This is a genomic window from Ruegeria sp. BHSC026 (genome assembly GCF_059613065.1).
Window position 1 is genome coordinate 19,079 of record NZ_JBXWRV010000007.1, and the last position, 26,767, is coordinate 45,845.

Sequence of the window (26,767 nt, forward strand, 5' to 3'; positions counted from 1 at the left end):
GCCATGAATTCGCCTGTTTCGATAACCCTGGACTCGCCCGAAAAGACGTCGCGCCTGGCGGCGGAACTGGGCCAACGGCTGGCCCCCGGCGACGTGGTGCTGCTGGACGGACCCATAGGCAGCGGCAAGACCCATTTCGCCCGCAGCCTGATCCGGTCGGTCCTGCCGGTCCCCGAGGATGTTCCGTCACCGACCTTCACCCTGGTTCAGGTCTATGACGGCGCCACCGGAGAGATATGGCATTCCGACCTGTATCGCCTGACCTCGGCCGACGAGATCGTCGAACTGGGCCTGACCGAGGCGTTCGACACAGCGATCTGTCTGGTCGAATGGCCAGAAAAGCTGGGCGATCTGCGGCCGGAGTCGGCCTTGTTGGTCACGTTTAAAACCGACGCGGCCCACGAGGAAACGCGACATCTGACACTGTCCTGGTCCGATCCGAAATGGGCTGACAAGCTGGAGTTTTCCGTATGACCAACCGTGCAGACCTGATCCAGGCGTTCCTGGGGCGGACCCCGTGGTCCGGAGCACGACGCCAACCGCTGGCCGGCGACGCGTCCAACCGCCGCTACGAGCGGCTGACCGATCCCGACACGGGAAGGACGGTTGTATTGATGGATGCGCCCCCGGACAAGGGCGAGGACGTCCGGCCCTTTGTCAAGGTCGCCCGCTACCTGAATTCCATCGGTCTGAGTGCGCCTGAAATCCTGGCCGAGGATGCCGAGCACGGCTTTCTGCTGCTGGAAGATTTCGGTGATGAGCTGTTCGCCCGGGTGCTGGAACGCGCGCCCGCGAAAGAGCGCGCGTTGTACGACGCCGCCACCGACGTTCTGATGCATTTGCACGCCGCCCCCTTGCCCGCGCTGGACAGCTATGATCCGTCCCTGATGACCGAACTGTCGGCACTGGCCTTCACCAAATATGCTGAAGGAATTCTGGGCAGGCACGATGCCGACGCCCGGGCGCGGTTCGAACACCGCTTTGCCGACATCCTGCATCAGGAAACTTCGGGCACACGGGTGGTGACGCTCAGGGACTACCACGCCGAGAACCTGATCTGGCTGCAGGATCGCGATGGGGTCCGCCGGGTCGGCCTGCTGGATTTCCAATGCGCGATGCTGTGCCATCCGGCCTATGATCTGGTGTCGCTGCTGCAGGACGTCCGGCGCGCCGTACCGGCAGGCGTCGAGATGCAGATGATCCAGCGCTACATCGCGTCCACCGGCGTGGACGATCATGACTTCCGCACTGCCTACAGCGTTCTGGGCGTCCAGCGGAACCTGCGCATTCTCGGCGTGTTCGCCCGGCTGGCCATGGACTATGGCAAGCCGCATTACATCGATCTGATCCCGGCCACCTGGGCGCATCTGATGCGCGATCTGGAACATCCCGCGTTGATTTCCCTGGCCGACCTGCTGCGCTCGGCCCTGCCCGAACCCACCCCGGAAAACCTGGCACGTCTGAGGGGCGCATGACCGCAAGACCGCAGGCCGTGATGCTGTTTGCCGCCGGTTTCGGCACCCGGATGGGCGCGTTGACCCGCACCCGACCCAAGCCGCTGATCCCGGTGGCCGGACGGCCGCTGATCGACCATACGCTGGAGTTGACGGATGCGGTGAGGCCACGCCGTGTGGTCGCGAACCTGCACTACATGGCCGATCAACTGACCGATCATTTGGCGCCGCGAGGTGTTCTGTTGTCACACGAACAGCCGGAAATCCTGGAAACCGGCGGCGGGTTGCGGGCAGCCTTGCCACTGCTGGGTCCGGGGCCGGTATTCACGATGAATACCGATGCGATCTGGTCCGGGCCCAACCCTTTGGAGTTGCTGCAGGCGGCCTGGGACCCGGCGCGGATGGACGCGCTGTTGATCTGCGTGCCGATCGCACAGACGATCGGACATGCAGGCCCCGGAGACTTCAAGGTCGACCCCGAAGGCCGGCTTGCACGCGGGCCGGGTCACGTCTATGGCGGCATTCAGATCCTCAAGACCGACGGTCTGGCGGAAATTCCGGAAAAAGCGTTCTCGCTCAATGTTTTGTGGGACCGGATGCAGCGCGATGGACGGCTGTACGGGCTGCAGTATCCCGGGCGCTGGTGCGATGTCGGCCGCCCCGAAGGCATCGCTCTGGCCGAGGAGATGCTGGCCGATGTTTGAACCCGGCGCCACCCCTCGGGTCTTTGCAGTGCCCCCCGGCGCGGATTTTCCGCAGGCACTGGTGCGCGGGCTGCGGGCGCGCTGCGATAGCCACCCACCCGAGGCACTGGCCCGCGTACAACTGGTGCTGAACACCCGCCGCATGGCCCGCCGCGTGCGCGAGCTGTTCGATCAGGGCCCGCCCTGCCTGTTGCCCCGCATTTCGCTGGTGACTGATCTCGGCGAAAGCGTCGATCTGGATCAGGTGCCGCCCGCCGTGCCGCCCTTGCGGCGACGGCTGGAACTGACGCAACTGGTGTCCCGCCTGCTCGACCAGCAACCGGACCTGGCCGCGCGGTCGTCGCTGTTCGACCTGTCCGACAGCCTCGCCGCCCTGATCGAAGAGATGCAGGGCGAAGGCATCTCGCCCGAGGCGATCCGGCAGCTGGACGTGACCGACCTGTCGGGCCATTGGGCACGGGCGCAGGCCTTCATCGGCATCGCCGACCAGTTCCTGAAGACCGAGGATGGCAGCCTGGACGTGCAGGCCCGCCAACGCCGCGTGGTCGAAAACCTGATCGCCCGCTGGCAGGACGCGCCGCCGCAACACCCGGTGATCCTGGCCGGGTCCACCGGCTCGCGCGGGACCACGCTGATGCTGATGCAAGCGGTGGCGCGGCTGCCGCAGGGGGCGCTGATCCTGCCGGGGTACGATTTCGACCAGCCCGCCCATGTCTGGGAGCGGTTGGATTCAACAATGACCTCGGAAGATCACCCGCAATACCGGTTCCGCAAGCTGATGACAGAACTGGGCTTGGAGCCGGATCAGATCGCAGCCTGGACCCCGGACCAGCCCCCCTCGCCCGCGCGCAACCGTCTGGTTTCATTGGCGTTGCGTCCGGCCCCGATTACCGATGCCTGGATGAGCGAAGGCCCGCGGCTGCGCGATCTTGATGCCGCGACGCGCGACATCACCCTGGTCGAGGCGCAATCGCCGCGGGCCGAGGCGCTGGCCATCGCCCTGCGCCTGCGGCAGGCGGCCGAGACCGGACAGACTGCTGCCCTGATCACCCCCGACCGGATGCTGACCCGCCAGGTCAGCGCTGCTCTGGACCGCTGGAACATCCTGCCCGACGACAGTGCCGGCCTGCCGCTGCAACTGTCGCCGCCGGGCCGGTTCCTGCGTCATGTGGCCGGGCTGTTCGCGCGCCGTCTGGATGCCGAGGCGCTGCTGACCCTGCTGAAACACCCCTTGTGCCACAGCGCGGGCGACCGCGGTGCCCATCTGCTGCACAGCCGCGATCTAGAACTGCACCTGCGCCGCAATGGCCCGCCCTTCCCCGACCGCGCCAGCCTGACCGGCTTTGCCGTCGAAAAAGAAGTACCCGATGCGTGGGCCCAGTGGCTGATCCGCAATTTCTGCGACCAGCAGATCAGCGGCACCCTGCCGCTCACCGACTGGGTGCAGCGCCTGCGCGATCTGGCCGAAGCTATTGCTGGCGCCGGAACCGCCGGCGCGGGCGAGCTGTGGGACAAGAATGCAGGCCAAGCGGCTCTGGCGGTGATCTCGGGCCTTGCGGACGAGGCCGAGCACGGCGGCGAGATGACGGCGCTGGATTTCGCCGATCTGTTGGGTGCGCTGCTGGCCGGGCAAGAGGTCCGCGACCGCGACGCCCCCCACCCGCGGATCATGATCTGGGGCACGCTCGAAGCGCGCGTGCAGGGTGCCGACCTGCTGATTCTGGGCGGGCTGAACGAGGGCAGCTGGCCCGAGGCCCCCGCGCCCGACCCGTGGTTGAACCGCCAGATGCGCGACCGTGCCGGCCTGCTGCTGCCGGAACGGCGCATCGGCCTGTCGGCCCATGATTTCCAGCAGGCCATCGGCGCGCCCGAGGTCTGGCTGACCCGCGCGGTGCGCTCGGATGATGCCGAAACCGTGCCGTCACGCTGGCTGAACCGGTTGACCAACCTGTTGCAGGGCCTGCCGGATCAGGGCGGCCGCGCGGCGCTTGAACAGATGCGCGACCGGGGCAAGACATGGCTGCGCTGGTCCGAGATGCTGGAACAGGCGCCCCGGATCGCCGCCGCACCGCGTCCTTCACCGCGCCCGCCGGCGGCCGCGCGCCCGCGCCGCCTGTCGGTGACCGAGATCAAGAAGCTGATCCGCGACCCCTATGCAATTTATGCCAAGCACGTCCTGCGCCTGAAACCGCTGGACCCGCTGGTGCAGGCGCCCGACGCCCTGCTGCGCGGTATCGTGATCCACGAGATCCTGGAACATTTCGTCAAGGACAGTGTGCTGGACGGCGCGCTGCTGACCCGCGACAATTTCCTGAAACGGGCCGAGGCGCTTCTGGATCAGCATGTCGCCTGGCCTACCGCCCGAAAACTGTGGCTGGCGCGGCTGGAGCGGATCGCAGACGACTTTCTGCGCGCCGAGATCAGCCGCCGCAGCGACGGCGGCCCGATCGCGTTTGAGGCCAAGATGCGCCTGACGCTGGAACCGCTTGGTTTCACTCTGAATGGCCGCGCCGACCGAATCGACCGCAACAGCCGCGGCGCCCTGACCATCATCGACTACAAGACCGGCACGCCACCCTCGGAATCGCAGCAGGCCAAGTTCGACAAACAGCTGCTGATCGAGGCCGCGATGGCCGAGCAGGGCGGGATCGACGGCTTTGACCCGATGGCCGTGGCCAGCGCCGTGTTCATCGGTATGGGCGGCACCTACAAAGAGGTCCCGGCACCCTTGGAAAAAGAGCCGCCCGACAAGGTTCTGGCCGAGCTGAAAGAGCTGATTTCTGCTTATTTAGAGCCTGATCAGGGGTTTTCTTCGCGCCGGATGATGCACAAGGACAGCGACGTGGGCGATTATGACCACCTGGCGCGGTTCGGCGAATGGGACCGCACCGCCGAAACCAAGCCCGAGGATCTGACATGACCCCGCGCGACGAAGCGACCGAACGGCAGGTTCAGGCGGCGCGGCCCGATGCGTCGACCTGGCTGGCGGCCAATGCGGGCTCGGGCAAGACGCGGGTTCTGACCGATCGCGTGGCGCGGCTGTTGCTGGATGGTGTACAGCCGCAGCACATCCTGTGCCTGACCTACACCAAGGCCGCCGCCAGCGAGATGCAGAACCGCCTGTTCAAGCGGCTGGGCGAATGGGCGATGCTGGACGACGCGGCGTTGCTGCGGCAACTGACCGAACTGGGCGTCGAAGGTGTGATCGACCCCGACCGCCTGGCCCGTGCCCGCACCCTGTTCGCGCGTGCCATCGAAACGCCGGGCGGGTTGAAGATCCAGACGATCCACTCGTTCTGCGCCTCGCTGCTGCGGCGGTTCCCGCTGGAGGCCGGGGTCAGCCCGCAGTTTTCCGAGATGGAAGACCGCGCCGCGGCCCTTCTGCGAGAGGAAATCGTCGAGGATTTTGCCGAAGGCCCACAGGCCCGCCTGATCGAGGATGTGGCCCGCCACATCACCGATACCGGCTTTGACAAGCTGACCGCCGCGATCGCCCAGAAACGCACCCTGTTCACGCCCGCGCTGCAATGGCCCGACCTGCTGGCCCGTTTTGGCCTGCCCGAGAGGTTCGACGAGGACGCGCTGCTGGCGCAGGTGTTTCTGGGCGGCGAGGCCGAGCTGATCCGGTCGATCCTTCCGGCGCTGGCGGGCGGCGGCAAGACCGACGCCAAGGCGGCCGAGAAACTGTCGGGCTTCACCGAACCCGCCTTGGGTCAGTTGCCGGTGCTGGAAGACGTGTTCCTGACCGGAAAATCCGCCAAAGAGCCCTTTACCGCCAAGATCGGCAATTTTCCCACCAAAGCGCTGCGCGAGGGGGTCCTGGCAGGGCATATGGATCCGCTCGAGTCGCTGATGCGGCGGGTCGAGGCCGCGCGGGAAGGGCGTCTGGCGCTGGCAGCCGCGCGCAAATCCATGGTGCTGCACCGCTTCGCGGCGGCGTTCCTGCCGGAATACGAGCGCCGCAAGCAACTGCGCGGCTGGTTGGATTTCGACGACCTGATCCTGCGCGCGCGCATGTTGCTGAACGACCCGGCGGTGGCCGCTTGGGTGCTGTACCGGCTGGATGGCGGGATCGACCACATCCTTGTGGACGAGGCGCAGGACACCAGCCCTGATCAATGGGATGTGGTCGAGAAACTGGCACAGGAATTCACCAGCGGCGAGGGCGCACGGTCCGGGGTCGAGCGCACGATCTTCGTGGTCGGCGACAAGAAACAATCGATCTATTCCTTTCAGGGGGCCGACCCGCAGGCCTTTGACCGGATGCAAGCCGAGTTTGGGCGGAAATTGCAGGAATCAGGCTCTAAACTGTGGGATTGGACGCTGGAATATTCGTTCCGGTCCTCCAGCGCTATCCTATCGCTGGTCGATATCCTGTTCGAAAACCGCGCCGAGGCGGGGTTTCAGAAAGAGTCCCAGCACCGCGCCTTCAAGGCCGATCTGCCGGGCCGGGTCGATCTGTGGCCGGTGGTGGAAAAGGTCGAGGACGCGGACGAGGGCGACTGGACCGACCCGGTCGATCGGCCCGCGGCGCAGCATCACACGGTGATCCTGGCCAACCAGATCGCCGCGCGCATCAAGGCCATGATTGACGCCGGCGAAACCATCCCCGAAGACGGCCCCACGCGCGGTACATTCGTGCGCCGCAAGGTGCGGCCGGGGGATTTTCTGATCCTGGTGCAGCGCCGCTCGGACCTGTTCGCCGAGATTATCCGCGCCTGCAAGGCCCAGGGTCTGCCGATCGCGGGGGCCGACCGGCTGAAGGTGGGCGCGGAACTTGCGGTCAAGGATTTGGCCGCACTGCTGAGTTTCCTTGCCACGCCCGAGGATGACCTGTCGCTGGCCACGGTATTGAAATCGCCGCTGTTCGGCTGGTCCGAGCAGATGCTGTTCGACCTCGCTCATCGCCGGCAGGAAAGGTACCTGTGGGCGGCGCTGCGCCAACGCGCCGGGGATTTTCCCGAAACGCTGGCTGTGTTGAACGATCTGCGCGGGCAGGTGGACTTTCTGCGCCCCTATGACTTGATCGAACGGGTGCTGACCCGCCATGACGGCCGCCGCAAACTGTTGGGCCGTTTGGGCGCAGAGGCCGAGGACGGCATCAACGCGCTGCTGTCGCAGGCGCTGGCTTATGAGCGGTCGGACATTCCCAGCCTTACCGGTTTCCTGGTCTGGATGCAGACCGATGACCTGGAGATCAAGCGCCAGATGACCGGCGTGGGCGACATGATCCGGGTGATGACGGTACATGGCTCGAAAGGATTGGAGGCGCCGGTCGTGATCCTGCCGGACACCGGCAAGCGGCAGCCGCCCCGCGATGCCGAGATCATGGTCGCCGACGGAACGCCGCTGTGGAAGGTGTCCGCCGACCTGTCGCCGAACCTGATTGCCCGTGCCCGCGAAGACGCGCGCCAACGCGAGGAAAACGAGCGGCTGCGTTTGCTGTACGTCGCGCTGACCCGGGCCGAGAAATGGCTGATCGTGGCGGCTGCCGGCGATCTGGGCAAGGACGGGTCCAGCTGGTACCAACTGGTCGAAGAGGCGATGGGCCGGGCAGGGGCCACCGAGATCCCGGGCACCGGCATCCGCCGTCTGGCGCATGGCGATTGGGAGGGTCTGCCACTGGACCATCGCCCGACCCCGGAACCGGCGCAGGAGATCCTACCGGACCTGTTTCACCGGCCCGCATCCGAGCCGATACCCGATCCCGAAACGCTCAGCCCGTCCGATCTGGGCGGGGCCAAGGCCCTGCCGGGCGAGACCGGGCTTGAGGAAGAGGCCGCCAAGCTGCGCGGCACCCGCCTGCACCTGCTGCTCGAACATCTGGCCGAGGCGCCGCGCGACCGGTGGGATCAGCTCTGCGCCCGGCTTCTGCCCGATATGCAGGACGGCGACCGCCGCGACCTTCTGGCCGAGGCGTCGGGCGTGCTGACGGCGCCGGACCTGGCCCCCGTCTTTGCCCCGGCCGCGTTGGCAGAGGTGCCCGTCTCGGCCACTCTGGACGGTCGTCGGATCCACGGGGTGATCGATCGGTTGATCGTGACGGATGACGTGGTGCAAGTCATTGATTTCAAATCGAACGCTACGGTTCCCGATCGGGCCGAGACCTGCCCCGAGGGCCTGCTGCGCCAGATGGGCGCCTATGCCGCCGCGCTGTCGCAGATCTATCCCGGTCGCGAGATCCGCACCGCGATCCTGTGGACCCGGACGGCACGTCTGATGTGGCTGCCACACGATCTTGTGACGGAGGCCTTGGGGCGTGCCCAGATATCTTGACCTCCCTCTTGGGGACACCTACGTTCTACTCCCAAGCGCATGTCATTCAGGAGACAGAATATGTCGACCGTAGCCGTAACCGACGAAACCTTTGACGCCGAAGTCAAGAACTCGGACGTCCCCGTCGTGGTGGATTTCTGGGCCGAGTGGTGCGGCCCCTGCAAGCAGATCGGCCCCGCCTTGGAAGAGCTGGCGGCCGAATACGGCGACAAGATCAAGATCGCCAAGGTCGACGTGGACAGCAACCCTAACTCGGCCGCGGCCATGGGCGTGCGCGGCATTCCGGCGCTGTTCATCTTCAAGAATGGTCAGGTGGTTTCAAACCGCGCAGGCGCCGCGCCCAAGGCCGCCCTGCAAAGCTGGATCGAAGAATCGATCTGATCGCACCGGATCCCAAGGACATAAGGCGCCCCGCCAAGGGCGCCTTTTTTGCGGCCATACCGGACAAAAGAAAAGACCGCCCGAAATTTCGGACGGCCCTTTCTGGGGAGATAACTTTGCGTGCCGCTCAGATCTTGGCGATGTCGGCGCGGGTCAGGCCGATGTCGTCCAGCTGTTCGTCGCTCAGGCGCGACAACAGTTTGCGGGTCTTGCGGCTAGTGTTCCATTCAACAACCGAGTCATAGACGCGGATGAAAGCGTCCACTACGTGCAGGATGGTAGCTGCTCCGAGCGGCGCATGGATGTTTGCGGTGGTTGCCATTTTGCGCATTCCTTCAACTGAAGCAGCCGATCCAATGTCGGTTGCAGGCCCCATCTAGTCCTGCCGGGGGCGACTCACAATTGCTGGTCCGACAACCCCGGGATGCATAGATTGCATATCTTTTAGGCAGTTTGAGAACGGGTTGCGCGGATCGCCCGCCCGGCCCATATAGGTCGGCAACGGATACGGAGGCTTGTATGGCTGAGAACGACTTTCCCGGATGGCACGGCACCACGATCATCGGCGTCAAGAAGGGCGGCGAGGTCGTCATTGCGGGTGACGGGCAGGTCAGCTTGGGCCAGACCGTGATCAAGGGCACCGCCCGAAAGGTGCGCCGCCTGTCGCCCGGCGGGTTCGAGATCGTCGCCGGCTTCGCCGGATCGACGGCGGATGCCTTCACCCTGCTGGAACGGCTCGAGGCCAAGCTTGAGGCGACACCGGGCCAGTTGGCCCGCGCCTCGGTCGAGCTGGCCAAGGACTGGCGTACCGACAAGTATCTGCAAAAGCTCGAGGCGATGCTGATCGTCACCGACGGGGCGGACATGTTCGTGATCACTGGGGCGGGCGACGTGCTGGAGCCCGAACATGACGTGGCCGCGATCGGGTCGGGCGGCAATTTCGCTCTGGCGGCGGCGCGGGCGATGATGGACAGCGACAAGAGCGCCGAACAGGTGGCCCGCGACGCAATGGCGATCGCCGCCGATATTTGCGTCTACACCAACGGCAACCTCACCGTGGAGCGGATCACGAAATAACGGGCTCCGCCTTGTGTTTCCGCACCCCATGCTTAGGTTGCCCGCGAAACAACGGGATTTGAAAGCACATGACCGACCTGACCCCGCGCGAAATCGTCAGCGAGCTGGATCGCTTCATCATCGGCCAGAAGGATGCCAAACGCGCCGTGGCCGTGGCCCTGCGCAACCGCTGGCGGCGCAAGCAGCTGCCCGATGACATCCGCGACGAGGTCTATCCCAAGAACATCCTGATGATCGGCCCCACCGGCGTCGGCAAGACCGAGATCAGCCGCCGCCTGGCCAAGCTGGCTCGGGCGCCCTTCATCAAGGTCGAGGCGACCAAGTTCACCGAAGTCGGCTATGTCGGCCGCGATGTCGAACAGATCATCCGCGACCTGACCGACGCCGCCATCGTCCAGACCCGCGAATACATGCGCGAAGAGGTCAAGGCCAAGGCGCACCAGGCCGCCGAGGACCGGGTGATCGAGGCCATCGCCGGCTCGGACGCGCGCGAGAGCACCCGCGAGATGTTCCGCAAGAAGCTGAAGTCGGGCGAGCTGGACGACACGGTGATCGAGCTCGAGATCGCCGATCATTCCAACCCCATGCCGATGTTCGACATTCCCGGCCAGCCCGGCAGCCAGATGGGCATGATGAATCTGGGCGATATCTTCGGCAAGGCCTTCGGTGGGCGGACGGTCAAGCGCCGGATGACCGTGGCCGAAAGCTATGACATCCTGATCGGGGAAGAGGCCGACAAGCTACTGGATGACGAAACCGTCACCCGGACCGCGCTTGAAGCGGTCGAGCAGAACGGCATCGTCTTCCTTGACGAGATCGACAAGGTCTGTGCCCGGGCCGATGCGCGCGGTGCCGATGTCAGCCGCGAAGGCGTGCAGCGCGACCTGCTGCCGCTGATCGAGGGCACGACCGTGTCCACCAAGCACGGCCCGGTCAAGACCGACCATATCCTGTTCATCGCGTCGGGTGCCTTCCACATCGCCAAGCCCTCGGACCTGCTGCCCGAACTTCAGGGCCGGCTACCGATCCGGGTCGAGCTGCGCGCGCTGACCGAAGAGGATTTCGTGCGTATCCTGACCGAGACCGACAACGCCCTGACCCGCCAGTACACCGCGCTGATGGGCACCGAGGACGTGAGTGTCTCGTTCACCGATGACGGCATCGCGGCGCTGGCCCGGATCGCGGCCGAGGTGAACCGCAGCGTCGAGAATATCGGCGCCCGGCGACTGTACACGGTCATGGAGCGCGTGTTCGAAGACCTGTCTTTTGCCGCCCCCGACAAGGCCGGCGCCGAGATCGTGGTGGACGCGCAATTCGTGGATGACAATTTGGGCGAATTGACCAAATCCGCCGATCTCAGCCGTTACGTTCTGTAACAGGTCCCACCGAAGATCGGCGGTCTGTCGCCACCCAAGTCTCTGGACCCTGCCGCTGGTTCCGTTATGCGTAGGCCATTCCTTTATTCCGAGGCCCGTTCCGTGCTGCGCATTCTGATCCTTCTTGTCTGGGTCTCCACATTGGGTGCCTGTGTCGACAGGTCCGTTTCGGTGATCCTGCCGCAGGCGCTCGAGGTTGGCACTGCGCAGACCGTCTTTGCCGCGACCACGCGTGCGCGCGAACCGGACGGCAGCTATGGCTATGGGCGGGCCGAGGATCTGAGGTTTCTGGAACTGACCGTGTCGATTCCGCCGAGCCACCGGCCGGGAACGCTTGATTTTTCCTATTCCGACCCTGATCCCGCAAAACAGTTCGTGCTGGCCGGGCTGAAAGAATTTGACGGGCCGCGGGACCTAAAGGCGCGGCTGAATGGCGCGCAGGAGGTCACGATTTTTGTGCACGGCTTCAACGCCACCCAGACCGAAACCGCGTTTCGTGCGGCCCAGCTGGCCCATGACATCGGGCTGCCGGGGCGGACCCTGATCTATTCCTGGCCCAGCCGGGGCAGCGGCACGGGTTATGCCTATGATCTGGACAGCATGCTGTTTGCGCGCAACGGGCTGCAGCAAACGGTGGCAAAGCTTAAATCCATCGGCGTTCCGCGCATACTGATCGTGGCGCATTCGATGGGGGCCGCGCTGACCATGGAGATGATGCGCCAGGCCGAGCTGCGCGAGCCCGGCTGGTCACGGCGCAACCTGGAAGGTGTTCTGCTGATCTCGCCCGACCTGGATGTCGACGTGTTTCGGTCGCAGATGGCCAGCATTCAGGACCCGCCCGATCCGTTCTTGGTGATGGTGTCAAAGAAAGACCGGATTCTAGGCATCTCGGCCCGGCTGCGCGGCACCGCCAAGAGTGAACGGCTAGGCAATATCCGGTCGACCGACCGGATCGCCGAATACCCGATCAGCATCATCGACACGACCGTGTTCAACCGCGATGCCGAATCCTCGCATTTCGTGGCCGCGACCTCGCCGGCGCTGCTGTCGATTCTGGGCGCGCTCCGCCGCGTCAGCCGGACCTTCGGCAAGGACAACGGAGGGATCGACCTGCTGGTTCCTCCGGCGGTTCGAAACGACAACGGCGCGACCGAAGTGGTTCTGACGGAAACCGGGCAGGTCCGGGTCAGTTCTCCGTGACCGGGCGGGGGCTGCGCCATTTTCTGGCCGGGAATGCGCCATGGCTGGGTGCGGGGGTACTGCTGACCTTTCTGTCCAGTTTCGGGCAGACGTTTTTCATCTCGATCTTCGCGGGCCGGATCCGGGCCGAGTTCGGCCTGAGCCACGGCGCCTGGGGCAGCCTCTATGCGCTGGGTACTCTGGTTTCGGCCGGGGTCATGATCTGGGCCGGAGGGCTGACCGACCGCTACCGCGTGCGCGCGCTGGGGGCTGCGGTGCTGGGAGGCCTGGCCGTGGCGGCGATGGCGATGGCGGTCAACCGCTGGGTGGTCCTGCTGCCGGTTGTGATCTTTTTGTTGCGGCTGTTCGGCCAGGGCATGTGCAGCCACATCGCAATGGTGGCGATGACCCGATGGTTCACCGCCTCGCGCGGGAAGGCGCTGTCGATCGCGACGCTGGGCTTTGCCGTGGGCGAGGCGGTTCTACCGATGCTGTTCGTGGCCGCGATGGCGCTGATTGACTGGCGCTTGCTGTGGGTCGCCTCGGCCGCCGTGACGCTGTTGGGCGTACCCGCCTTGATGCGGATGCTCAGGAACGAACGCACCCCCCAAAGCCTTGCGCAGCAGCATTCGGCCACCGGGATGGCGGGCCGTCACTGGACCCGGTCCGAAACCCTGCGGACCCCGCTGTTCTGGTTCATGGCGCCGGCGCTTCTGGGGCCGTCGGCCTTCATCACCGCCTTTTTCTTTCACCAGGTTCATCTGGCGCAGATCAAGGGTTGGGCGCATCTGCAGCTTGTGGCGCTGTTTCCGATCTATACCGGGGTGTCGATTTTGGCGATGTTCGCCTCGGGCTGGGCGCTGGACAGGTGGGGCACCGCCCGGATGATGCCGTTCTATCAACTGCCGCTGGCGATCGGGTTTGGCCTATTTTCCGTCGTGCACACAATCCCCGGCGCGGTGGTGGCACTGGCGTGTCTGGCGCTGTCGGTTGGGGCCAACAGCACGCTGCCCGCGGCCTTCTGGGCCGAGTTCTACGGCACCCGCCACATCGGCGCGATCAAGGCCATGGCTGCTGCGGTCATGGTGCTGGGATCGGCCATCGGACCGGGCCTGACCGGGGCACTGATCGACAAGGGCGTTTCGTTGACCACCCAGTTTCAATGGATCGCCGGGTTTTTCATGCTGGCCAGCGCGCTGGTTTGGGCCGGGATCCACCGGGCGCAGCGGCTGTTCTAGCGGATCCGGCGCAGATAGACGTAATAGGCCCCTTCGCCGCCATGGCTGACATGGGCCGGCGCCACCTGCAGCACCGCCTGCGCCAGCGGCGGCAACGCAAGCCATTGAGGCACCTGATTGCGCAGCACCCCGCGCGGAGTCGGAATCGGGCCGGGCTCGTCGCGGTGTTTGCCCTTGCCCGTCACGACCAGAACCAGCCGCTTTCCCGAGGCCTGCGCCGACAGGATGAACCTGATCAGGGCCGGGTGCGCCGTGTCGACCCGCATGCCGTGCAGGTCCAGCTTGCCCTCGGGTTTCAGCTTGCCGCGCTTCATCCGGGCGAAGGCCTTGCTGTCCATCTGCACGGGCGCGGCCCGCAACCCCTCGGCCACCGAAGGCTTCAGGCGATGGCCCGGCGCTGGCGCGGATCGGTTCTGCCCCAGCTGGAACGGCTCGATCCGCGGTTTGGGCGGTTTCTTGGGCGTGGGCTTGGGCAGGGTGGTCGGGTGCACCGACTGCGGCAGTTCCGGGTGCAGCCGTTCGGTCTGGCGGGCCACCTTGCGCCACAGTTCGATCTCGTCAGCGGTCAGTTTGCGCCGGGTCATCAGAATTCGTCCGGCAACATGGCATAGGCGCGCTGGATCGGCAGCAGCACCACCATCCGGCCCGGATCCTTCAGCCGCCCGGCCGCCTGGCCCGCGGCGTCCCCCGTGCCGAAAAAGATGTCGGCCCGCTGTGCGCCCTTGATCGCGGCGCCGGTGTCCTGCGCAATCATCAGGCGGCGCAGGGGCGCGGCCCCGTCTTTCTCGACCCAGACCGGCGCACCCAGCGGCACAAAGGCCGGGTCGACCGCCACGCTGCGCATTGCGGTGATCGACCGGTTCATCGCACCCAGCGGGCCCCGGTCGGGCGCCACGCGCGAAACCTCGCGGAAGAACACGTAGGACGGGTTGTGCATCAGCAGTTCGGCCCCGGCTTCGGGGTTCTTGCGGACCCAGGCGCGGATCATCCGGGCGCTGACCTCATGCGCACCCAGCAGGCCCCGCCGCACCATCTCGACCCCGATCGAGCGATAGGGGTGGCCGTTCGCGCCGCCATACCCCACCCGTAACGCGGTCCCGTCGGGCAGGCGGATCCGGCCTGAGCCCTGGATCTGCAGAAAGAACAGCTCGACCGGGTCATCGACCCAGGCGATCTCGAGTCCGCGGCCCTGCATGACATCGCCGGTCAGCAGCTCTTGCCGGGTCAACCAGGGGCCGTCACCGCGGGCCTCGGGCGGCATCCGGTAGACCGGAAAGCGGAACCGGTCGGTGCGATGGCGCGCGCCATCGAGTTCGGGTTCGAAATAGCCGGTGAACAGGGGCGGGTTACCGTCCTCGATCAGAACCGGGCGGAAGAAAAGTTCGAAGAATGCCCGCGCGGCCTCGAGCTTGTGGCTGCGCGCGGTGGCGCACAGCGCCCGCCAGTCGGGGTCGTCCAGATCGCCGCAGGTCTCGAGGAATACCGACAGGGCCGCGGCATGATCGTCTTCGGCCCAGCCGTGCAGGTCATCGAAGGTCAGGATCGACCGCGTGGTCTCAGCCCCAGAGGCGGGAGCGGCGGCCAGAATCGCCGCCGCAATCAGCGACCGGAGCCGTCCCGTCATGCGTCGGTGGCAACAAGCAGCCAGTTCGGATCGTCCGCGCCCATGACGCGGGCAAATGTCCAGCTGTCCTTCTGGCGCTTGATCGTGTTGGGGTTGCCCTCGACGATGTTGCCGTCGCGGTCGCGCACGACCGAGGTCAGTTCACCGACAAAGCGCACGGTGATCTCGGCCCGGTTGGTGTCCTTGTCGAACTGCGCGTCCACCAGCGCGATCTCGCGCACGCCGATGAACTCGGCCTCGATGGTCAGGCCCTTGTCTTCGCGATCGGCCACGACGGACACGAAGGTTTCAAAAACGTCTTCGGCCAGGAAGGGCTGAATTTCGTCAAGGTTGCCGCGCTCGAATCCCATCACGATCATTTCGTAGGCGCCGCGTGCGCCCTGCAGGAACTCGCTGACCGAGAAGCTGGGTTCGACCCGCTTCATCGCGGCCAGGGTCTGGGCGATTTCGCTGTCTTCGGGGACATGATCGGTGATGTCGCGATCGGGGCCGCCTTCGATCACCTCGAAATCCCGGCGCGACTTGCTGGGGGCAGGTTGCTGCGGCACGGGCGGTTTCTCGAAACCTTCCCGCGTGCCCAACACGCTTTTCAGGCGCAGGATCAGGAAGATGGCAATGCCAGCCAGCACCAGAAGCTGGATCAGGGGTGAATTCATTTCGTCCTCTTTTCAGCACCGAGACTTTGTACAAGCGGCCTCTGGTCACTATGTAGGTGACTGTTGGTGGCAAGTCCACAGCCCGGCCTATGGGAAAGGATAGCGCAAATGTACCTGTTCTTGGCATTTTTGTTGGTGCCGATCGTCGAAATCGCCCTGTTCATCCAGGTTGGCGGGCTGATCGGCCTGTGGCCAACGCTGGCGATCGTGGTGCTGACGGCGGTTCTGGGCACCGTGATGGTGCGCAACCAGGGCCGGATGGCGCTGGAGAAACTGCAGCGCAGCTTTGCCGAACTGGACGACCCGACCGAGCCGCTGGCCAGCGGGGCGATGATCCTTGTCTCGGGTGTGCTGCTGCTGACGCCGGGGTTCTTCACCGATGCGGTGGGATTTGCGCTGCTGATCCCGGCGGTCAGGGCCGGCGTGTTCCGCTGGCTGAAATCGCGCGTCACGGTCACGCAGTTTCAGATGGGCGGCGCCACGCGGCACGAGGGCCCGTTCGCGCCGGGCGACATCATCGACGGCGAATTCACCGAGGTCCGCCCCCGTTCGAACCCGCCGCGTCCTTCGAAATGGGTAGAAGGCCCCCACCGGCATTGAGGTGCCGCGCCCAACTTGCTAAGCAGTGGCGAATTTCATTTTTGGAGCCGTTCCATGACCGAAGACACCGCCGCAGGCAACACCGAAGCCCCCGCCAACCCGCAAGTCAAGATGCGGGTCCTGGGCCAGTTCATCCGGGACATGTCGTTTGAAAACGTGATGGCGCAGAAAGGCGTTTCGGGCGACGTGCAGCCCGAAATCTCGGTTCAGGTGAACCTGGATGCGAAAAAACGCCCGGTCGAAAACCAGTACGAAGTGTCGATCAAGCTCAAGCTGACCTCGAAGGCCAAGGGCATGGAGGACGTCCTGTTCCTGTGCGAGATCGACTATTGCGGGTTGTTCCACGTGGAGGGCGTGCCAGAGGACCAGCTGCACCCGTTCCTGCTGATCGAATGCCCGCGCATGCTGTTCCCGTTCCTGCGCCGGATCGTCAGCGACATCACCCGCGATGGCGGCTTCCCGCCGGTGAACCTGGACAATATCGATTTCGTCGCGCTGTATCGCAACGAGCTGATGCGCCGTCAGGCCGAGCAGGCCAACAAGACCGAAGCCTGATACGGACCCCGCGCCTGACCGGGTCAGGCGCGGGTCCACAGGGCGTTGTCGCCCAGTTTCTTCACGAAAGCTTCATGCGCGGTGCGCTCCTCCGCGGTGATCCGCGGGGGCAGGGGCGTCGGCCGCGGGCCCGGGCGCCAGGTCTCGCCGCCACCGCTGGTTTCCGAGCGGGCTGCGGACAGGCCGAAATCGGGCTGTCGTCCGCCGATCAGCTCAAGATAGACCTCGGCCAGGATTTCCGAGTCGAGCAACGCGCCGTGCAGAACGCGGTTCGAGTTGTCGATGTTGAACCGTCGGCACAGCGCATCCAGCGAGGCGGGCGACCCGGGAAACCGCTTGCGCGCAATCGCCAGTGTATCCAGCGCCTGATCCATTGGGATCGGGGGCAGGCCCATCCATCCCAGCTCGGCATTGAGGAATTTCATGTCGAAGGCGGCGTTGTGGATCACCAGCCGCGCATCACCCACGAAATCGCGGAAGGCCTGCCCAATCTGGGCAAAAACGGGTTTGTCCTTCAGGGTGATCTGGCCCGGTTCAGGTTTTTGCGGCGGCTCCAGCAGGTCGGGGCCGATACCGTGCACACCGAAGGCCTCGGCCGGCATCGAACGTTCTGGGTTGATATAGACGTGATAGGTCTCGCCCGTGGCGACGTGGTTCCACAGCTCGATGGCGCCGATCTCGACGATCCGGTCGCCGCTTTCGGGATCGAATCCGGTGGTTTCCGTATCCAATACGATTTCACGCATCTGCCAATCCTGCCCTGATCTGCCTGACCACATCCTGCACCTGTGCGCGGGCATGGTCCAGAGTGTCGGTGACGATCACGAAATCCGACCGCGCGCATTTCTCGTCATTCGGCATCTGTTTGGTGCGGATTTGCTCGAACTGCGCCTCGGTCATCGTACCACGCGCCATGACGCGGTGCTTCTGCTCGTCTGGGGAGATTGAAACGCAGGCCACCGCATCCATCTGCGCGTCGCCGCCGGTTTCGAACAGCAGCGGGATGTCAAAGACAAGGATGTCTGACTTGGCCGCCTGACGAAACATTTCCCGATCCCGGGCAACCAGTGGGTGGACGATGGATTCGATCCGTTTCAATGCGGTCGGATCGGCGCCGATGATCCGTTTCAGGACGTCGCGGCTGACGGCTCCATCCTCGATCGCGTCGGGAAATGCCTCGCGGATCGGCGCGACCGCCGCGCCGCCTGCCGCATACAACCGATGCACCGCGGCGTCGGCATCCCACACGGCGCAACCTTCCTGTGCGAACAGGTCGGCGGTGGTGCTTTTGCCCATGCCGATCGATCCGGTCAGACCCAACGCAAAGCTCATGCCAGAACCGCTGCGCGGGTTTCTTCCGTGACCTCGGGGCGGAGGCCGAACCATCGCTCGAACCCCGGCACCGCCTGATGCAGCAACATGCCCAGCCCATCGACGATGCTACAGCCCGCAGCCTCGGCCTGTTCCAGAAGGCGGGTCTTCAGCGGTGCATAGACCAGATCGGTCACCACCGTTCCCGGCTGCAACCCGTCCAGCGGGACGCGCAGTTCGGGTTGGCCCTGCATGCCCAGTGACGTGGTGTTCACCACCAGCTCGGCGTTTTCGATCACGTTTCCGGCCTTGACCCAATCAATCACGGTGATGCGCTGGCCGAATTCCTCTTTCAGGTGATCAGCGCGCGACCGCGTGCGGTTGGTCAGCAGGATCTCGGGCACGCCGGCCTCGGCCAGCGCCTGCAGCACCGCCCGCGCAGCTCCACCTGCGCCGAACACCACAGCCGGGCCATCCTGCGGCACCCAATCCGGCGCACCCGCGCGCAGGTTCTGCATGAACCCGTACCCGTCGGTATTGTCTGCGTGGATCGAGCCATCGGCCCGGAACACCAGCGTATTCGCCGCCCCGATCACCGAGGCACGGTCCGACACATGATCCGCTAGGCGCAACGCGGCCTCTTTGTGCGGAACGGTGACATTGGCCCCGACGAACCCGGCCTTGGGCAAGCTGCGCAGGACCGTTTCAAGATCGGCAGGCGCAACATCCATCGGCACATAATGGCCCGGCAAACCATAGGTCTTCAGCCAATAGCCATGCAGGGCGGGCGATCGGGAATGGGCAATCGGGTGTCCGATGACTCCGGCCAGTGGAATGCGGTTGTCGGTCATTGTTCGATCACCCCTCGGACCGCAAGAAAATTGAGCAGCTCCAGCAGGGGCATACCCAAGACGTTAAAATAGTCGCCGTCAATGCCGCTGAACAGGCGCACGCCTTCTTCTTCCAGCTTGTAGGCCCCGACTGCATGGCGAATGCTGTCCCAGTTGCGCGCGACATAGCCCTTCAGATAGGCATCCGAACTGGCGCGCATCCGCAACCGCACCTGTCCGACATGGCGCCAGACTGGTTCGCCGTCCTGATAGATCACCGCCGCCGACAGCAGCATGTGACGCTTGCCGCGCATCGCCTTCAACTGCGCCAGCGCGCCTTCGGGCGTTTCGGGCTTGGACAGCAGACGTCCATCGAAATCCAGAACCTGGTCACAACCCAGAACCATCGCGCCGGGCGTCTTGTCACTGATCTTGCGCGCCTTAAGCTCGGCCAGAGCATCGGCGATGTCGCGGGGTGGCGCGCCCTCGGCCAAAAGCGCGCGTTTCGCGGTATCTTCGTCCACGCGGGTGACTTGGACGGAAAACGGCACCCCGGCGTTCCGCAGCAGCTGCGCGCGGATCTCGGACCCCGAGGCAAGTACGATGGGGACAGTCATGTGGAAAACCCCGTGGGCAAGTGGATCATTGGTCTTGAACGGTTTGTATGGTTTTCCGGTTGACACGCAAGCCCGCGATTTCGGCCCGAAACTTCCCTGAGTCGCCCGAAGTCTGTCCGGTCGGGACAAGGATAACTCGGGGCCTTGGGATTTCCTGTTCATCAAAAGATGTCCCTTGAGTTATCCCCAGAGAAGGTTAGGCGGATTTATTTCAACTCATTGAATTTGCTTGTTAAAACTTTGTTTCAACAGAATCACGGATAATCGGGATACAGTCATCCACCTGGGGAAAACCAGCGGACAAAACAATAATCCACGGATTTTGCCCACCCTACAAAACCATCATCCTTTCTCTTTTCTATTTTTTTTATTAGGGAGGGTCCGACCAGTGCCGGGAAACCCGATGACCGATCTTCTCTTCACGCTGTACCCTTGGGTGAAATCGCTGCACATCATGGCGGTGATCTCCTGGATGGCGGGTTTGTTCTATCTGCCGCGCCTGTTCGTCTATCACGTCGAAAAGGCGCAGACCGTCGACGGCGCGCCCGAGATCTTCTTTGAAATGGAAGAAAAGCTGCTGCGCGTGATCATGCGGCCGGCGATGATCGTGGCCTGGGTCTGCGGCCTTATTATGGTGTTCACTCCCGGCATCGTCGGGTGGGACTGGTCCTGGCCCTGGGTCAAGGGCGCGGCGGTGATCGGTATGACCTGGTTCCATCACTGGCTGATGGCTCGGCGAAAGGATTTCGTCGAGGGCCGCAATACGCTCACAGGGCGCCAGTACCGCATGATGAACGAGGTTCCGACCGTTTTGATGGTCATCATCGTTCTGGCGGTCATTCTGAAGTTCTGAGGGCCATTCCCGCACGGGTTTGACTCGGGTGGCAGCTGGCCTTATGTAAGAGGTAACCCATCCGACCGGATGGCGCATCTTCCTGTTTGAAATTCAATGCTGTGCCGCACCCTTGCGGCCAAGGTCCGTATAATCATGACAACCGAATCCCTGAATCTGTCCGATCTGAAGGCGAAAAGCCCCAAAGACCTTCTGGCCATGGCCGAAGAGCTCGAGATCGAAAACGCCTCGACCATGCGCAAGGGCGAGATGATGTTCCAAATCCTGCGCGAACGCGCGGACGAGGGTTGGACCGTGGGCGGTGACGGCGTGCTTGAGGTGCTGCAGGACGGCTTCGGCTTTCTGCGCTCGCCCGAGGCGAACTATCTGCCCGGCCCGGACGACATCTATGTCTCGCCTGACATGATCCGCCAGCATTCGCTGCGCACTGGTGACACGGTTGAGGGCGAGATAAAGGCTCCGGACGAGAATGAGCGCTATTTCGCGCTGACGAAGGTGACCAAGATCAACTTCGAAGACCCGGAAAAGGCCAAGCACAAGATCCTGTTCGACAACCTGACGCCGCTCTATCCGGACGAGCGATTGAAGATGGAGATCGAAGATCCGACCATCAAGGACAAATCCGCCCGTGTGATCGACTTGGTCGCGCCGATCGGCAAGGGCCAGCGGTCGCTGATCGTGGCGCCGCCGCGGACCGGTAAGACGGTGATACTGCAGAACATCGCGCACTCGATCGAAAAGAACCACCCGGAATGCTATCTGATCGTCCTGTTGATCGACGAACGCCCGGAAGAGGTGACCGACATGCAGCGCTCGGTGAAGGGCGAGGTGGTGTCGTCGACCTTTGACGAACCCGCATCGCGCCACGTCGCCGTGTCGGAAATGGTGATCGAAAAAGCCAAGCGTCTGGTCGAACATAAGCGAGATGTTGTTATTCTTCTCGATTCGATCACAAGACTTGGTAGGGCCTTCAACACCGTGGTGCCGTCCTCGGGCAAGGTTCTGACTGGTGGTGTGGATGCGAACGCGTTGCAAAGGCCCAAGCGGTTCTTCGGCGCGGCGCGCAACATCGAAGAGGGCGGATCGCTGACCATCATCGCCACCGCGCTGATCGACACCGGCAGCCGCATGGACGAAGTGATCTTCGAAGAATTCAAGGGCACCGGTAACTCGGAAATCGTTCTGGACCGCAAGATCGCCGACAAACGCGTGTTCCCGGCAATCGACATCCTGAAATCCGGCACCCGGAAAGAGGATCTGCTGGTCGACAAGGCGGATCTGCAGAAGACCTTCGTTCTGCGTCGGATCCTCAACCCGATGGGCACCACCGACGCGATCGAGTTCCTGCTGTCCAAGCTGAAACAGACCAAGACCAATGCCGAGTTCTTCGACTCGATGAATACCTGATACGGTCTTGTCACCGACGCGGGGCCTTTGAATGGATACGATATTCGCCTTGGCCAGCGCGCAGGGCAAAGCAGGTGTGGCGGTCATCCGTCTGTCCGGGCCATTGGCGCATCGGGCCGCGGCGGATCTGTCGGGCGGTGACTTGCCGGCGCGCGGAATGCGGGTGCGCGAGTTTCGCGCGCCTGACGGCTCGCGCCTGGACGATGGCCTGGTGCTGACCTTTCAAGAGCCGGCCAGTTTCACCGGCGAAGACGTGGCCGAACTTCAGATCCACGGCAGTACGGCCGCGGTCAACGCCGTGTTGCGCACACTGGCCGACATGGATGGGTTGCGGATGGCCGAGCCCGGAGAGTTCACCCGGCGTGCGCTCGAAAACGGCAAACTGGATCTGGCCCAGGTGGAGGGCCTGGCCGATCTGATCGATGCGGAAACCGAGGCGCAGCGCAAACAGGCCCAGACAATCCTGGCCGGAGAGTTGGGGAACCTGGCTGAAAGGTGGCGGCGTGACCTGATCCGGGCGGCCTCGCTGCTTGAGGCGGTGATCGATTTTGCCGACGAGGAGGTTCCCACAGATGTGACGCCCGAAGTGCGGCAGTTGATTGCCGGGGTGATGGTGGATCTGGACCGCGAGTCGCGTGGGGTGAGAATTGCCGAGCGCATTCGGACCGGTTTCGAGGTGGCGATCGTGGGGCCGCCGAATGCCGGTAAATCAACGCTCTTGAATGCCTTGGCCGGACGCGATGCGGCGATCACCTCGGAATATGCCGGCACCACGCGCGACGTGATCGAGGTTCGGATGGATCTGGCCGGCTTGCCGGTGACTTTGCTGGACACGGCCGGCTTGCGAGAAACCCGGGATCATGTCGAAAGTCTGGGCATTGCTTTGGCGCGGGACAGGGCGGACAAGGCCGATCTGCGGGTTTTTCTGACCGAAGATCCCGATCAGCTGGGAATCGCTTTTCAGCCCGGAGATATCCACGTTCTGCCGAAATCCGATCTGCGCGGCGAATCCGAGTCCGGTGTTTCAGGCAAGACCGGGCAGGGCGTCGATCGGTTGATAGACCAGATATCGCGTGTTCTGCGCGAACGAACCGCAACATCTGGAATCGCGACACGAGAACGCCATCGAAGCGCCATGCAGCGCGCTTCTGCGGCTTTGACCGAATCGTTGAAGGTTCTGGAATCGGGTCCTGACCTATATGATATTGCAGCGGAAGAATTGCGCACTGCCATCCGCGCGCTGGAGTCCCTTGTGGGCCGGGTCGATGTCGAAAACCTGCTGGACGAGATTTTCGCCAGCTTCTGTCTTGGGAAATAGGGAGTGTTTCACGTGAAACATTCACAGTTTGATGTCGTGGTAATCGGGGCCGGCCACGCCGGTGCCGAGGCCGCTCATGCCGCCGCGAGAATGGGCGCGAATACAGCGCTGGTCACGCTGTCTGAGACGGATATCGGTGTAATGTCTTGTAACCCGGCCATTGGAGGGTTGGGCAAGGGTCATCTGGTCCGCGAAATCGATGCCTTGGATGGAGTCATGGGCCGCGTCGCGGACCGGGCCGGCATCCAGTTTCGCCTGCTCAACCGCCGCAAGGGGCCTGCCGTTCAGGGGCCACGCGCTCAGGCAGACCGGGCATTGTATCGGGCGGCCATGCAGGCGGAAACACTGAAGCGCGAAAACCTGACCGTCGTGACCGGCGAAGTCGTTGATTTCCGGATGGATGGACCGCGTGTAGCCGGGGTTGTTCTGGGCGATGGTTCGGAGATTCCGGCGAAAGCTGTGATCCTGACGTCTGGCACGTTCCTTCGGGGGGTGATTCATATCGGCGATGTCCAGCGCCCTGGCGGACGCATGGGCGACCGGCCCTCGGTCAGGTTGGCCGAACGTCTTGACAGCTATGACCTTCCGATGGGCCGTTTGAAGACCGGAACCCCGCCGCGCCTGGATGGGCGTACAATTGACTGGAGCGGGCTGGAGCGCCAAGAAGGGGATCCCGACCCAACCTTGTTTTCCTTCTTGTCGAAGGCGGTAGAAGCGCCGCAGATCGCGTGCGGGATCACCCATACTAACAGCCGCACCCATGACATCATCGAGAAAAACCTGAAGCGCTCGGCCATGTATGGTGGTCATATCGAAGGCGTTGGCCCGCGCTACTGCCCGTCGATCGAGGACAAGATCGTGCGCTTTGCAGAAAAGGACTCGCATCAGATTTTTCTCGAGCCCGAAGGCGTCAACGACCACACGATCTACCCCAATGGGATTTCGACGTCGCTTCCTCAGGATGTACAGGTTGAATACGTCCGGACGATCAAAGGATTGGAAAGCGCCGAAATCCTTCAGCCCGGCTATGCGATCGAATATGACTATATCGACCCGCGCGTATTGACGGCATCTTTGTCGCTGCCGGATATCCCAGGCCTATATCTTGCGGGTCAGATCAATGGTACCACAGGATATGAGGAGGCAGCGGCACAAGGACTGGTTGCCGGTCTGAATGCCGCGTTGGCCGTCAAAGGGCGAGAGCCGGTCCATTTCACCCGTTCCAACAGTTATATCGGCGTGATGATCGATGATTTGACCACCCGCGGTGTTGCAGAGCCCTATCGGATGTTCACGTCCCGGGCCGAGTTCCGCCTGTCGCTGCGCGCGGACAACGCCGATCAACGGTTGACACCTGTTGGTCTGGAGATCGGGTGCGTGAGCGAGACGCGCCGGGCGGCATTTGAAAATAAGATGGAAAAACTGGACACGGTAAAGCAGAAGCTTTCCGGCCAAACCTTCACACCAAAGCAAATTCAATCCGTGGGAATTGACGTCAACCAGGATGGAAATCGGCGTGACGGTATGGCGATCCTTGCTTTCCCATCGGTATGTTTCGAAGACCTGATGCCTTTGGTCGATGGGCTGGAGGATGTTGAACCTGATATCAGGCGGCAGATTGAGCGTGACGCGCTGTATGCGAACTACATCGCGCGTCAGCAGAAGGATGTTGAAGCATTGAAGCGGGATGAAGCCTATGAAATCCCAATGGATTTCGACTACTTCGCGCTAGACGGGCTATCTTCTGAGATGAAGCAGAAGCTGTCTCATGCGCGTCCAGCCAACATCGCGCAGGCCAGTCGGATCGAAGGTGTGACGCCCGCTGCTCTGACCTTGGTTCTCGCAAAACTCCGCCGGGATCAAAAAGCGCGGCACGCATGACCTCCAGTTTCATACCGACGCCGGACAGCTTGAGTGTTTCACGTGAAACATTCGATCGGCTGCGCCTATATGTCGATCTGTTGAAAAAATGGAATCCCAGAATTAACTTGGTGTCTCGCAGCACACTGGCCGAGTCATGGTCGCGTCACATTCTGGATTCGGTTCAAGTCTTTCGTCAGGTGGACAAATTTGACCACTGGGTGGACCTTGGAAGCGGCGGGGGCTTTCCGGGCCTCGTCTGCGCGGTCATAGCCATTGAGACTCAGCCCCAGGCACGGTTTACCCTTGTCGAAAGCGATCAACGAAAATCGGCCTTTCTGCGGACGGTCATACGCGAGACAGGTGCAAACTGTTCGGTCATCATCAGGCGAATCGAATTGGCGGACCCGCTGAATGCCGACGTCCTGTCGGCCCGAGCCTTGGCCGATCTGACGACGCTTTTGTCTTTTTGTGACAGGCATTTGCAAAAAAACGGCGTTGCACTGTTCCCGAAAGGCGCCATCTGGAAAAAAGAGCTGGAGGATGCGCAGCGGGAATGGAAATTCGACGCCGAGCCGATTAAAAGTTTGACTGAAGCTCAGGCTGTCATCCTCAAGATCAAAGGAGTCACTCGTGGTTGATCTGTCGCGCCCGGCCGGACCTCGGATTATCGCCGTGGCCAACCAAAAAGGCGGGGTGGGAAAGACGACGACGGCAATCAATCTGGCAGCCGGCTTGGCCGAAGCGGGCTGCAAGGTGCTCGTGGTCGATTTGGACCCGCAAGGCAACGCGTCCACGGGCCTGGGGGTCGAGGACCGGGATTGGACGACCTATGACCTGATTCTCGATGAGGCGCCGCTGGAAGCGGTTGTGCAGGAAACCGAGCTGGAAAACCTGTACATCATTCCGGCGACCGTCGATCTGAGCTCGGCTGATATCGAACTGATTTCGAATGAAAAACGCAGCTATCTTCTGCACGATGCTCTGCGCCAGCCAGCAATTGATGCTTTTGGGCTGGATTTCATCCTGATCGACTGCCCGCCGTCGCTGAACCTTCTGACGGTTAACGCGATGGTCGCGGCGCATTCTGTTCTGGTCCCATTGCAGAGCGAGTTCTTTGCGTTGGAAGGTCTGTCGCAACTTATGCTGACGATCCGCGAGGTTCGTCAGACCGCGAATCCCGATCTCAGAATCGAAGGTGTTGTGTTGACCATGTATGACAACCGCAACAACTTGTCCCGGCAAGTCGAAAAGGACGCGCGTGACAACTTGGGCGAGATGGTATTTAAAACCAAGATACCCAGAAACGTCCGGGTCAGCGAGGCACCGTCTTTTGCGATGCCGGTGTTGCAGTATGACTCGGGGTCATTGGGCGCCATGGCCTATCGACACCTGGCGCGCGAGATCATGCAGAAGAACAAGAAAATGGCTGTCTGAACGGCTGTCAGGAG

The 26,767-nt window shown here is 63.3% G+C and carries 26 protein-coding genes; 18 read left to right on the top strand and 8 right to left on the bottom strand.

Features of this window, described 5'->3' with window-relative positions:
* The first annotated feature begins 3 nt into the window (after positions 1-3).
* The 6 genes from tsaE to trxA are packed head-to-tail and all read left to right on the top strand — an operon-like array spanning position 4 to position 8,815.
* The gene (gene tsaE / locus AC2FME_RS10765; RefSeq protein ID WP_496683638.1) at positions 4-474 is read left to right on the top strand and encodes a tRNA (adenosine(37)-N6)-threonylcarbamoyltransferase complex ATPase subunit type 1 TsaE; all 471 of its coding nucleotides are present in this window, start codon (positions 4-6) and stop codon (positions 472-474) included.
* Positions 471-1,475: an aminoglycoside phosphotransferase family protein gene (locus tag AC2FME_RS10770; protein ID WP_496800422.1), complete on the top strand. Its 1,005-nt coding sequence runs from the start codon at positions 471-473 to the stop codon at positions 1,473-1,475. Before tsaE ends, AC2FME_RS10770 begins: the two co-directional genes overlap by 4 nt.
* Positions 1,472-2,158 carry a nucleotidyltransferase family protein gene (locus AC2FME_RS10775; protein ID WP_496796901.1) on the top strand — a complete coding sequence of 229 codons (687 nt, stop codon included), beginning with the start codon at positions 1,472-1,474 and terminating at the stop codon, positions 2,156-2,158. Before AC2FME_RS10770 ends, AC2FME_RS10775 begins: the two co-directional genes overlap by 4 nt.
* A complete protein-coding gene (gene addB, locus AC2FME_RS10780) occupies positions 2,151-5,078 on the top strand; it encodes a double-strand break repair protein AddB (protein ID WP_496800423.1) in 2,928 nt (975 codons plus the stop codon). The genes AC2FME_RS10775 and addB overlap by 8 nt, the downstream gene beginning before the upstream one ends.
* On the top strand, positions 5,075-8,434 hold the full coding sequence (addA, locus tag AC2FME_RS10785; RefSeq protein ID WP_496800424.1) for a double-strand break repair helicase AddA: 3,360 nt from the start codon (positions 5,075-5,077) through the stop codon (positions 8,432-8,434). Before addB ends, addA begins: the two co-directional genes overlap by 4 nt.
* Before the next feature lie 60 nt (positions 8,435-8,494).
* Positions 8,495-8,815 carry a thioredoxin gene (gene trxA, locus AC2FME_RS10790; protein ID WP_490361043.1) on the top strand — a complete coding sequence of 107 codons (321 nt, stop codon included), beginning with the start codon at positions 8,495-8,497 and terminating at the stop codon, positions 8,813-8,815.
* Between the two features lie 127 nt (positions 8,816-8,942).
* Here the strand turns inward: trxA and AC2FME_RS10795 are convergent, their stop codons facing one another.
* A complete protein-coding gene (locus AC2FME_RS10795; protein ID WP_496687885.1) occupies positions 8,943-9,137 on the bottom strand; it encodes a DUF1127 domain-containing protein in 195 nt (64 codons plus the stop codon).
* 197 nt (positions 9,138-9,334) lie between these two features.
* Here AC2FME_RS10795 and hslV point away from each other — a divergent pair, with 197 nt between their 5' ends.
* From hslV to AC2FME_RS10815, 4 genes are all read left to right on the top strand, one after another.
* Complete coding sequence (gene hslV / locus AC2FME_RS10800; protein WP_149774117.1) at positions 9,335-9,892, top strand: ATP-dependent protease subunit HslV; 558 nt, start codon at positions 9,335-9,337, stop codon at positions 9,890-9,892.
* Positions 9,893-9,960: 68 nt separating this feature from the next.
* Entirely contained in the window at positions 9,961-11,268 is a 1,308-nt protein-coding gene (gene hslU / locus AC2FME_RS10805) for an ATP-dependent protease ATPase subunit HslU (protein ID WP_496800425.1), read from the top strand.
* 102 nt (positions 11,269-11,370) lie between these two features.
* Positions 11,371-12,468: an alpha/beta hydrolase gene (locus tag AC2FME_RS10810; protein WP_496800426.1), complete on the top strand. Its 1,098-nt coding sequence runs from the start codon at positions 11,371-11,373 to the stop codon at positions 12,466-12,468.
* Positions 12,465-13,685, top strand: a complete 1,221-nt coding sequence (locus tag AC2FME_RS10815) for an MFS transporter (RefSeq protein ID WP_496800427.1) — start codon at positions 12,465-12,467, stop codon at positions 13,683-13,685. The genes AC2FME_RS10810 and AC2FME_RS10815 overlap by 4 nt, the downstream gene beginning before the upstream one ends.
* Here AC2FME_RS10815 and AC2FME_RS10820 read toward each other — a convergent pair.
* From AC2FME_RS10820 to AC2FME_RS10830, 3 genes are read right to left on the bottom strand one after another with little or no spacing between them, the layout of a single operon-like run.
* Entirely contained in the window at positions 13,682-14,269 is a 588-nt protein-coding gene (locus AC2FME_RS10820) for a Smr/MutS family protein (protein ID WP_496800428.1), read from the bottom strand. The two genes, AC2FME_RS10815 and AC2FME_RS10820, sit on opposite strands and share 4 nt — an antisense overlap.
* Complete coding sequence (gene mltA, locus AC2FME_RS10825; RefSeq protein ID WP_496800429.1) at positions 14,269-15,309, bottom strand: murein transglycosylase A; 1,041 nt, start codon at positions 15,307-15,309, stop codon at positions 14,269-14,271. Before mltA ends, AC2FME_RS10820 begins: the two co-directional genes overlap by 1 nt.
* Positions 15,306-15,965: a Tim44/TimA family putative adaptor protein gene (locus AC2FME_RS10830; RefSeq protein WP_496687874.1), complete on the bottom strand. Its 660-nt coding sequence runs from the start codon at positions 15,963-15,965 to the stop codon at positions 15,306-15,308. The genes mltA and AC2FME_RS10830 overlap by 4 nt, the downstream gene beginning before the upstream one ends.
* A 108-nt stretch (positions 15,966-16,073) precedes the next feature.
* On the opposite strand from AC2FME_RS10830, the gene AC2FME_RS10835 reads away from it, so the two are divergent.
* Both AC2FME_RS10835 and secB read left to right on the top strand, forming a co-directional pair.
* Positions 16,074-16,565 carry an FxsA family protein gene (locus AC2FME_RS10835; RefSeq protein WP_496681654.1) on the top strand — a complete coding sequence of 164 codons (492 nt, stop codon included), beginning with the start codon at positions 16,074-16,076 and terminating at the stop codon, positions 16,563-16,565.
* 54 nt (positions 16,566-16,619) lie between these two features.
* A complete protein-coding gene (gene secB, locus AC2FME_RS10840; protein WP_496681644.1) occupies positions 16,620-17,120 on the top strand; it encodes a protein-export chaperone SecB in 501 nt (166 codons plus the stop codon).
* Positions 17,121-17,143: 23 nt separating this feature from the next.
* Here the strand turns inward: secB and dnaQ are convergent, their stop codons facing one another.
* Genes dnaQ through AC2FME_RS10860 form a run of 4 tightly spaced genes read right to left on the bottom strand, consistent with a single transcriptional unit; the run spans position 17,144 to position 19,878 of the window.
* Positions 17,144-17,866 (bottom strand): DNA polymerase III subunit epsilon, encoded by a 723-nt coding sequence (dnaQ, locus tag AC2FME_RS10845; RefSeq protein WP_496681643.1) that lies wholly within the window; start codon positions 17,864-17,866, stop codon positions 17,144-17,146.
* Positions 17,859-18,452, bottom strand: coding sequence for a dephospho-CoA kinase (gene coaE / locus AC2FME_RS10850; RefSeq protein WP_496800430.1), 594 nt, complete (start codon positions 18,450-18,452; stop codon positions 17,859-17,861). The genes dnaQ and coaE overlap by 8 nt, the downstream gene beginning before the upstream one ends.
* Positions 18,449-19,282, bottom strand: a complete 834-nt coding sequence (locus AC2FME_RS10855) for a shikimate dehydrogenase (protein WP_496681639.1) — start codon at positions 19,280-19,282, stop codon at positions 18,449-18,451. The genes coaE and AC2FME_RS10855 overlap by 4 nt, the downstream gene beginning before the upstream one ends.
* The gene (locus AC2FME_RS10860) at positions 19,279-19,878 is read right to left on the bottom strand and encodes a Maf family protein (RefSeq protein ID WP_496800431.1); all 600 of its coding nucleotides are present in this window, start codon (positions 19,876-19,878) and stop codon (positions 19,279-19,281) included. The genes AC2FME_RS10855 and AC2FME_RS10860 overlap by 4 nt, the downstream gene beginning before the upstream one ends.
* Before the next feature lie 403 nt (positions 19,879-20,281).
* Here AC2FME_RS10860 and AC2FME_RS10865 point away from each other — a divergent pair, with 403 nt between their 5' ends.
* The 6 genes from AC2FME_RS10865 (at position 20,282) to AC2FME_RS10890 (ending at position 26,753) form a co-directional block, all read left to right on the top strand.
* Positions 20,282-20,731: a CopD family protein gene (locus tag AC2FME_RS10865; RefSeq protein ID WP_170340679.1), complete on the top strand. Its 450-nt coding sequence runs from the start codon at positions 20,282-20,284 to the stop codon at positions 20,729-20,731.
* A 135-nt stretch (positions 20,732-20,866) separates the two neighbouring features.
* The gene (gene rho, locus AC2FME_RS10870) at positions 20,867-22,138 is read left to right on the top strand and encodes a transcription termination factor Rho (protein WP_496681633.1); all 1,272 of its coding nucleotides are present in this window, start codon (positions 20,867-20,869) and stop codon (positions 22,136-22,138) included.
* Between the two features lie 31 nt (positions 22,139-22,169).
* Positions 22,170-23,456, top strand: coding sequence for a tRNA uridine-5-carboxymethylaminomethyl(34) synthesis GTPase MnmE (gene mnmE, locus AC2FME_RS10875; protein WP_496687865.1), 1,287 nt, complete (start codon positions 22,170-22,172; stop codon positions 23,454-23,456).
* A gap of 12 nt (positions 23,457-23,468) precedes the next feature.
* Entirely contained in the window at positions 23,469-25,337 is a 1,869-nt protein-coding gene (gene mnmG / locus AC2FME_RS10880; RefSeq protein WP_496800432.1) for a tRNA uridine-5-carboxymethylaminomethyl(34) synthesis enzyme MnmG, read from the top strand.
* Complete coding sequence (gene rsmG / locus AC2FME_RS10885; protein WP_496800433.1) at positions 25,334-25,957, top strand: 16S rRNA (guanine(527)-N(7))-methyltransferase RsmG; 624 nt, start codon at positions 25,334-25,336, stop codon at positions 25,955-25,957. Before mnmG ends, rsmG begins: the two co-directional genes overlap by 4 nt.
* Positions 25,950-26,753: a ParA family protein gene (locus AC2FME_RS10890; RefSeq protein ID WP_490360036.1), complete on the top strand. Its 804-nt coding sequence runs from the start codon at positions 25,950-25,952 to the stop codon at positions 26,751-26,753. The genes rsmG and AC2FME_RS10890 overlap by 8 nt, the downstream gene beginning before the upstream one ends.
* Positions 26,754-26,767: the final 14 nt, after the last annotated feature.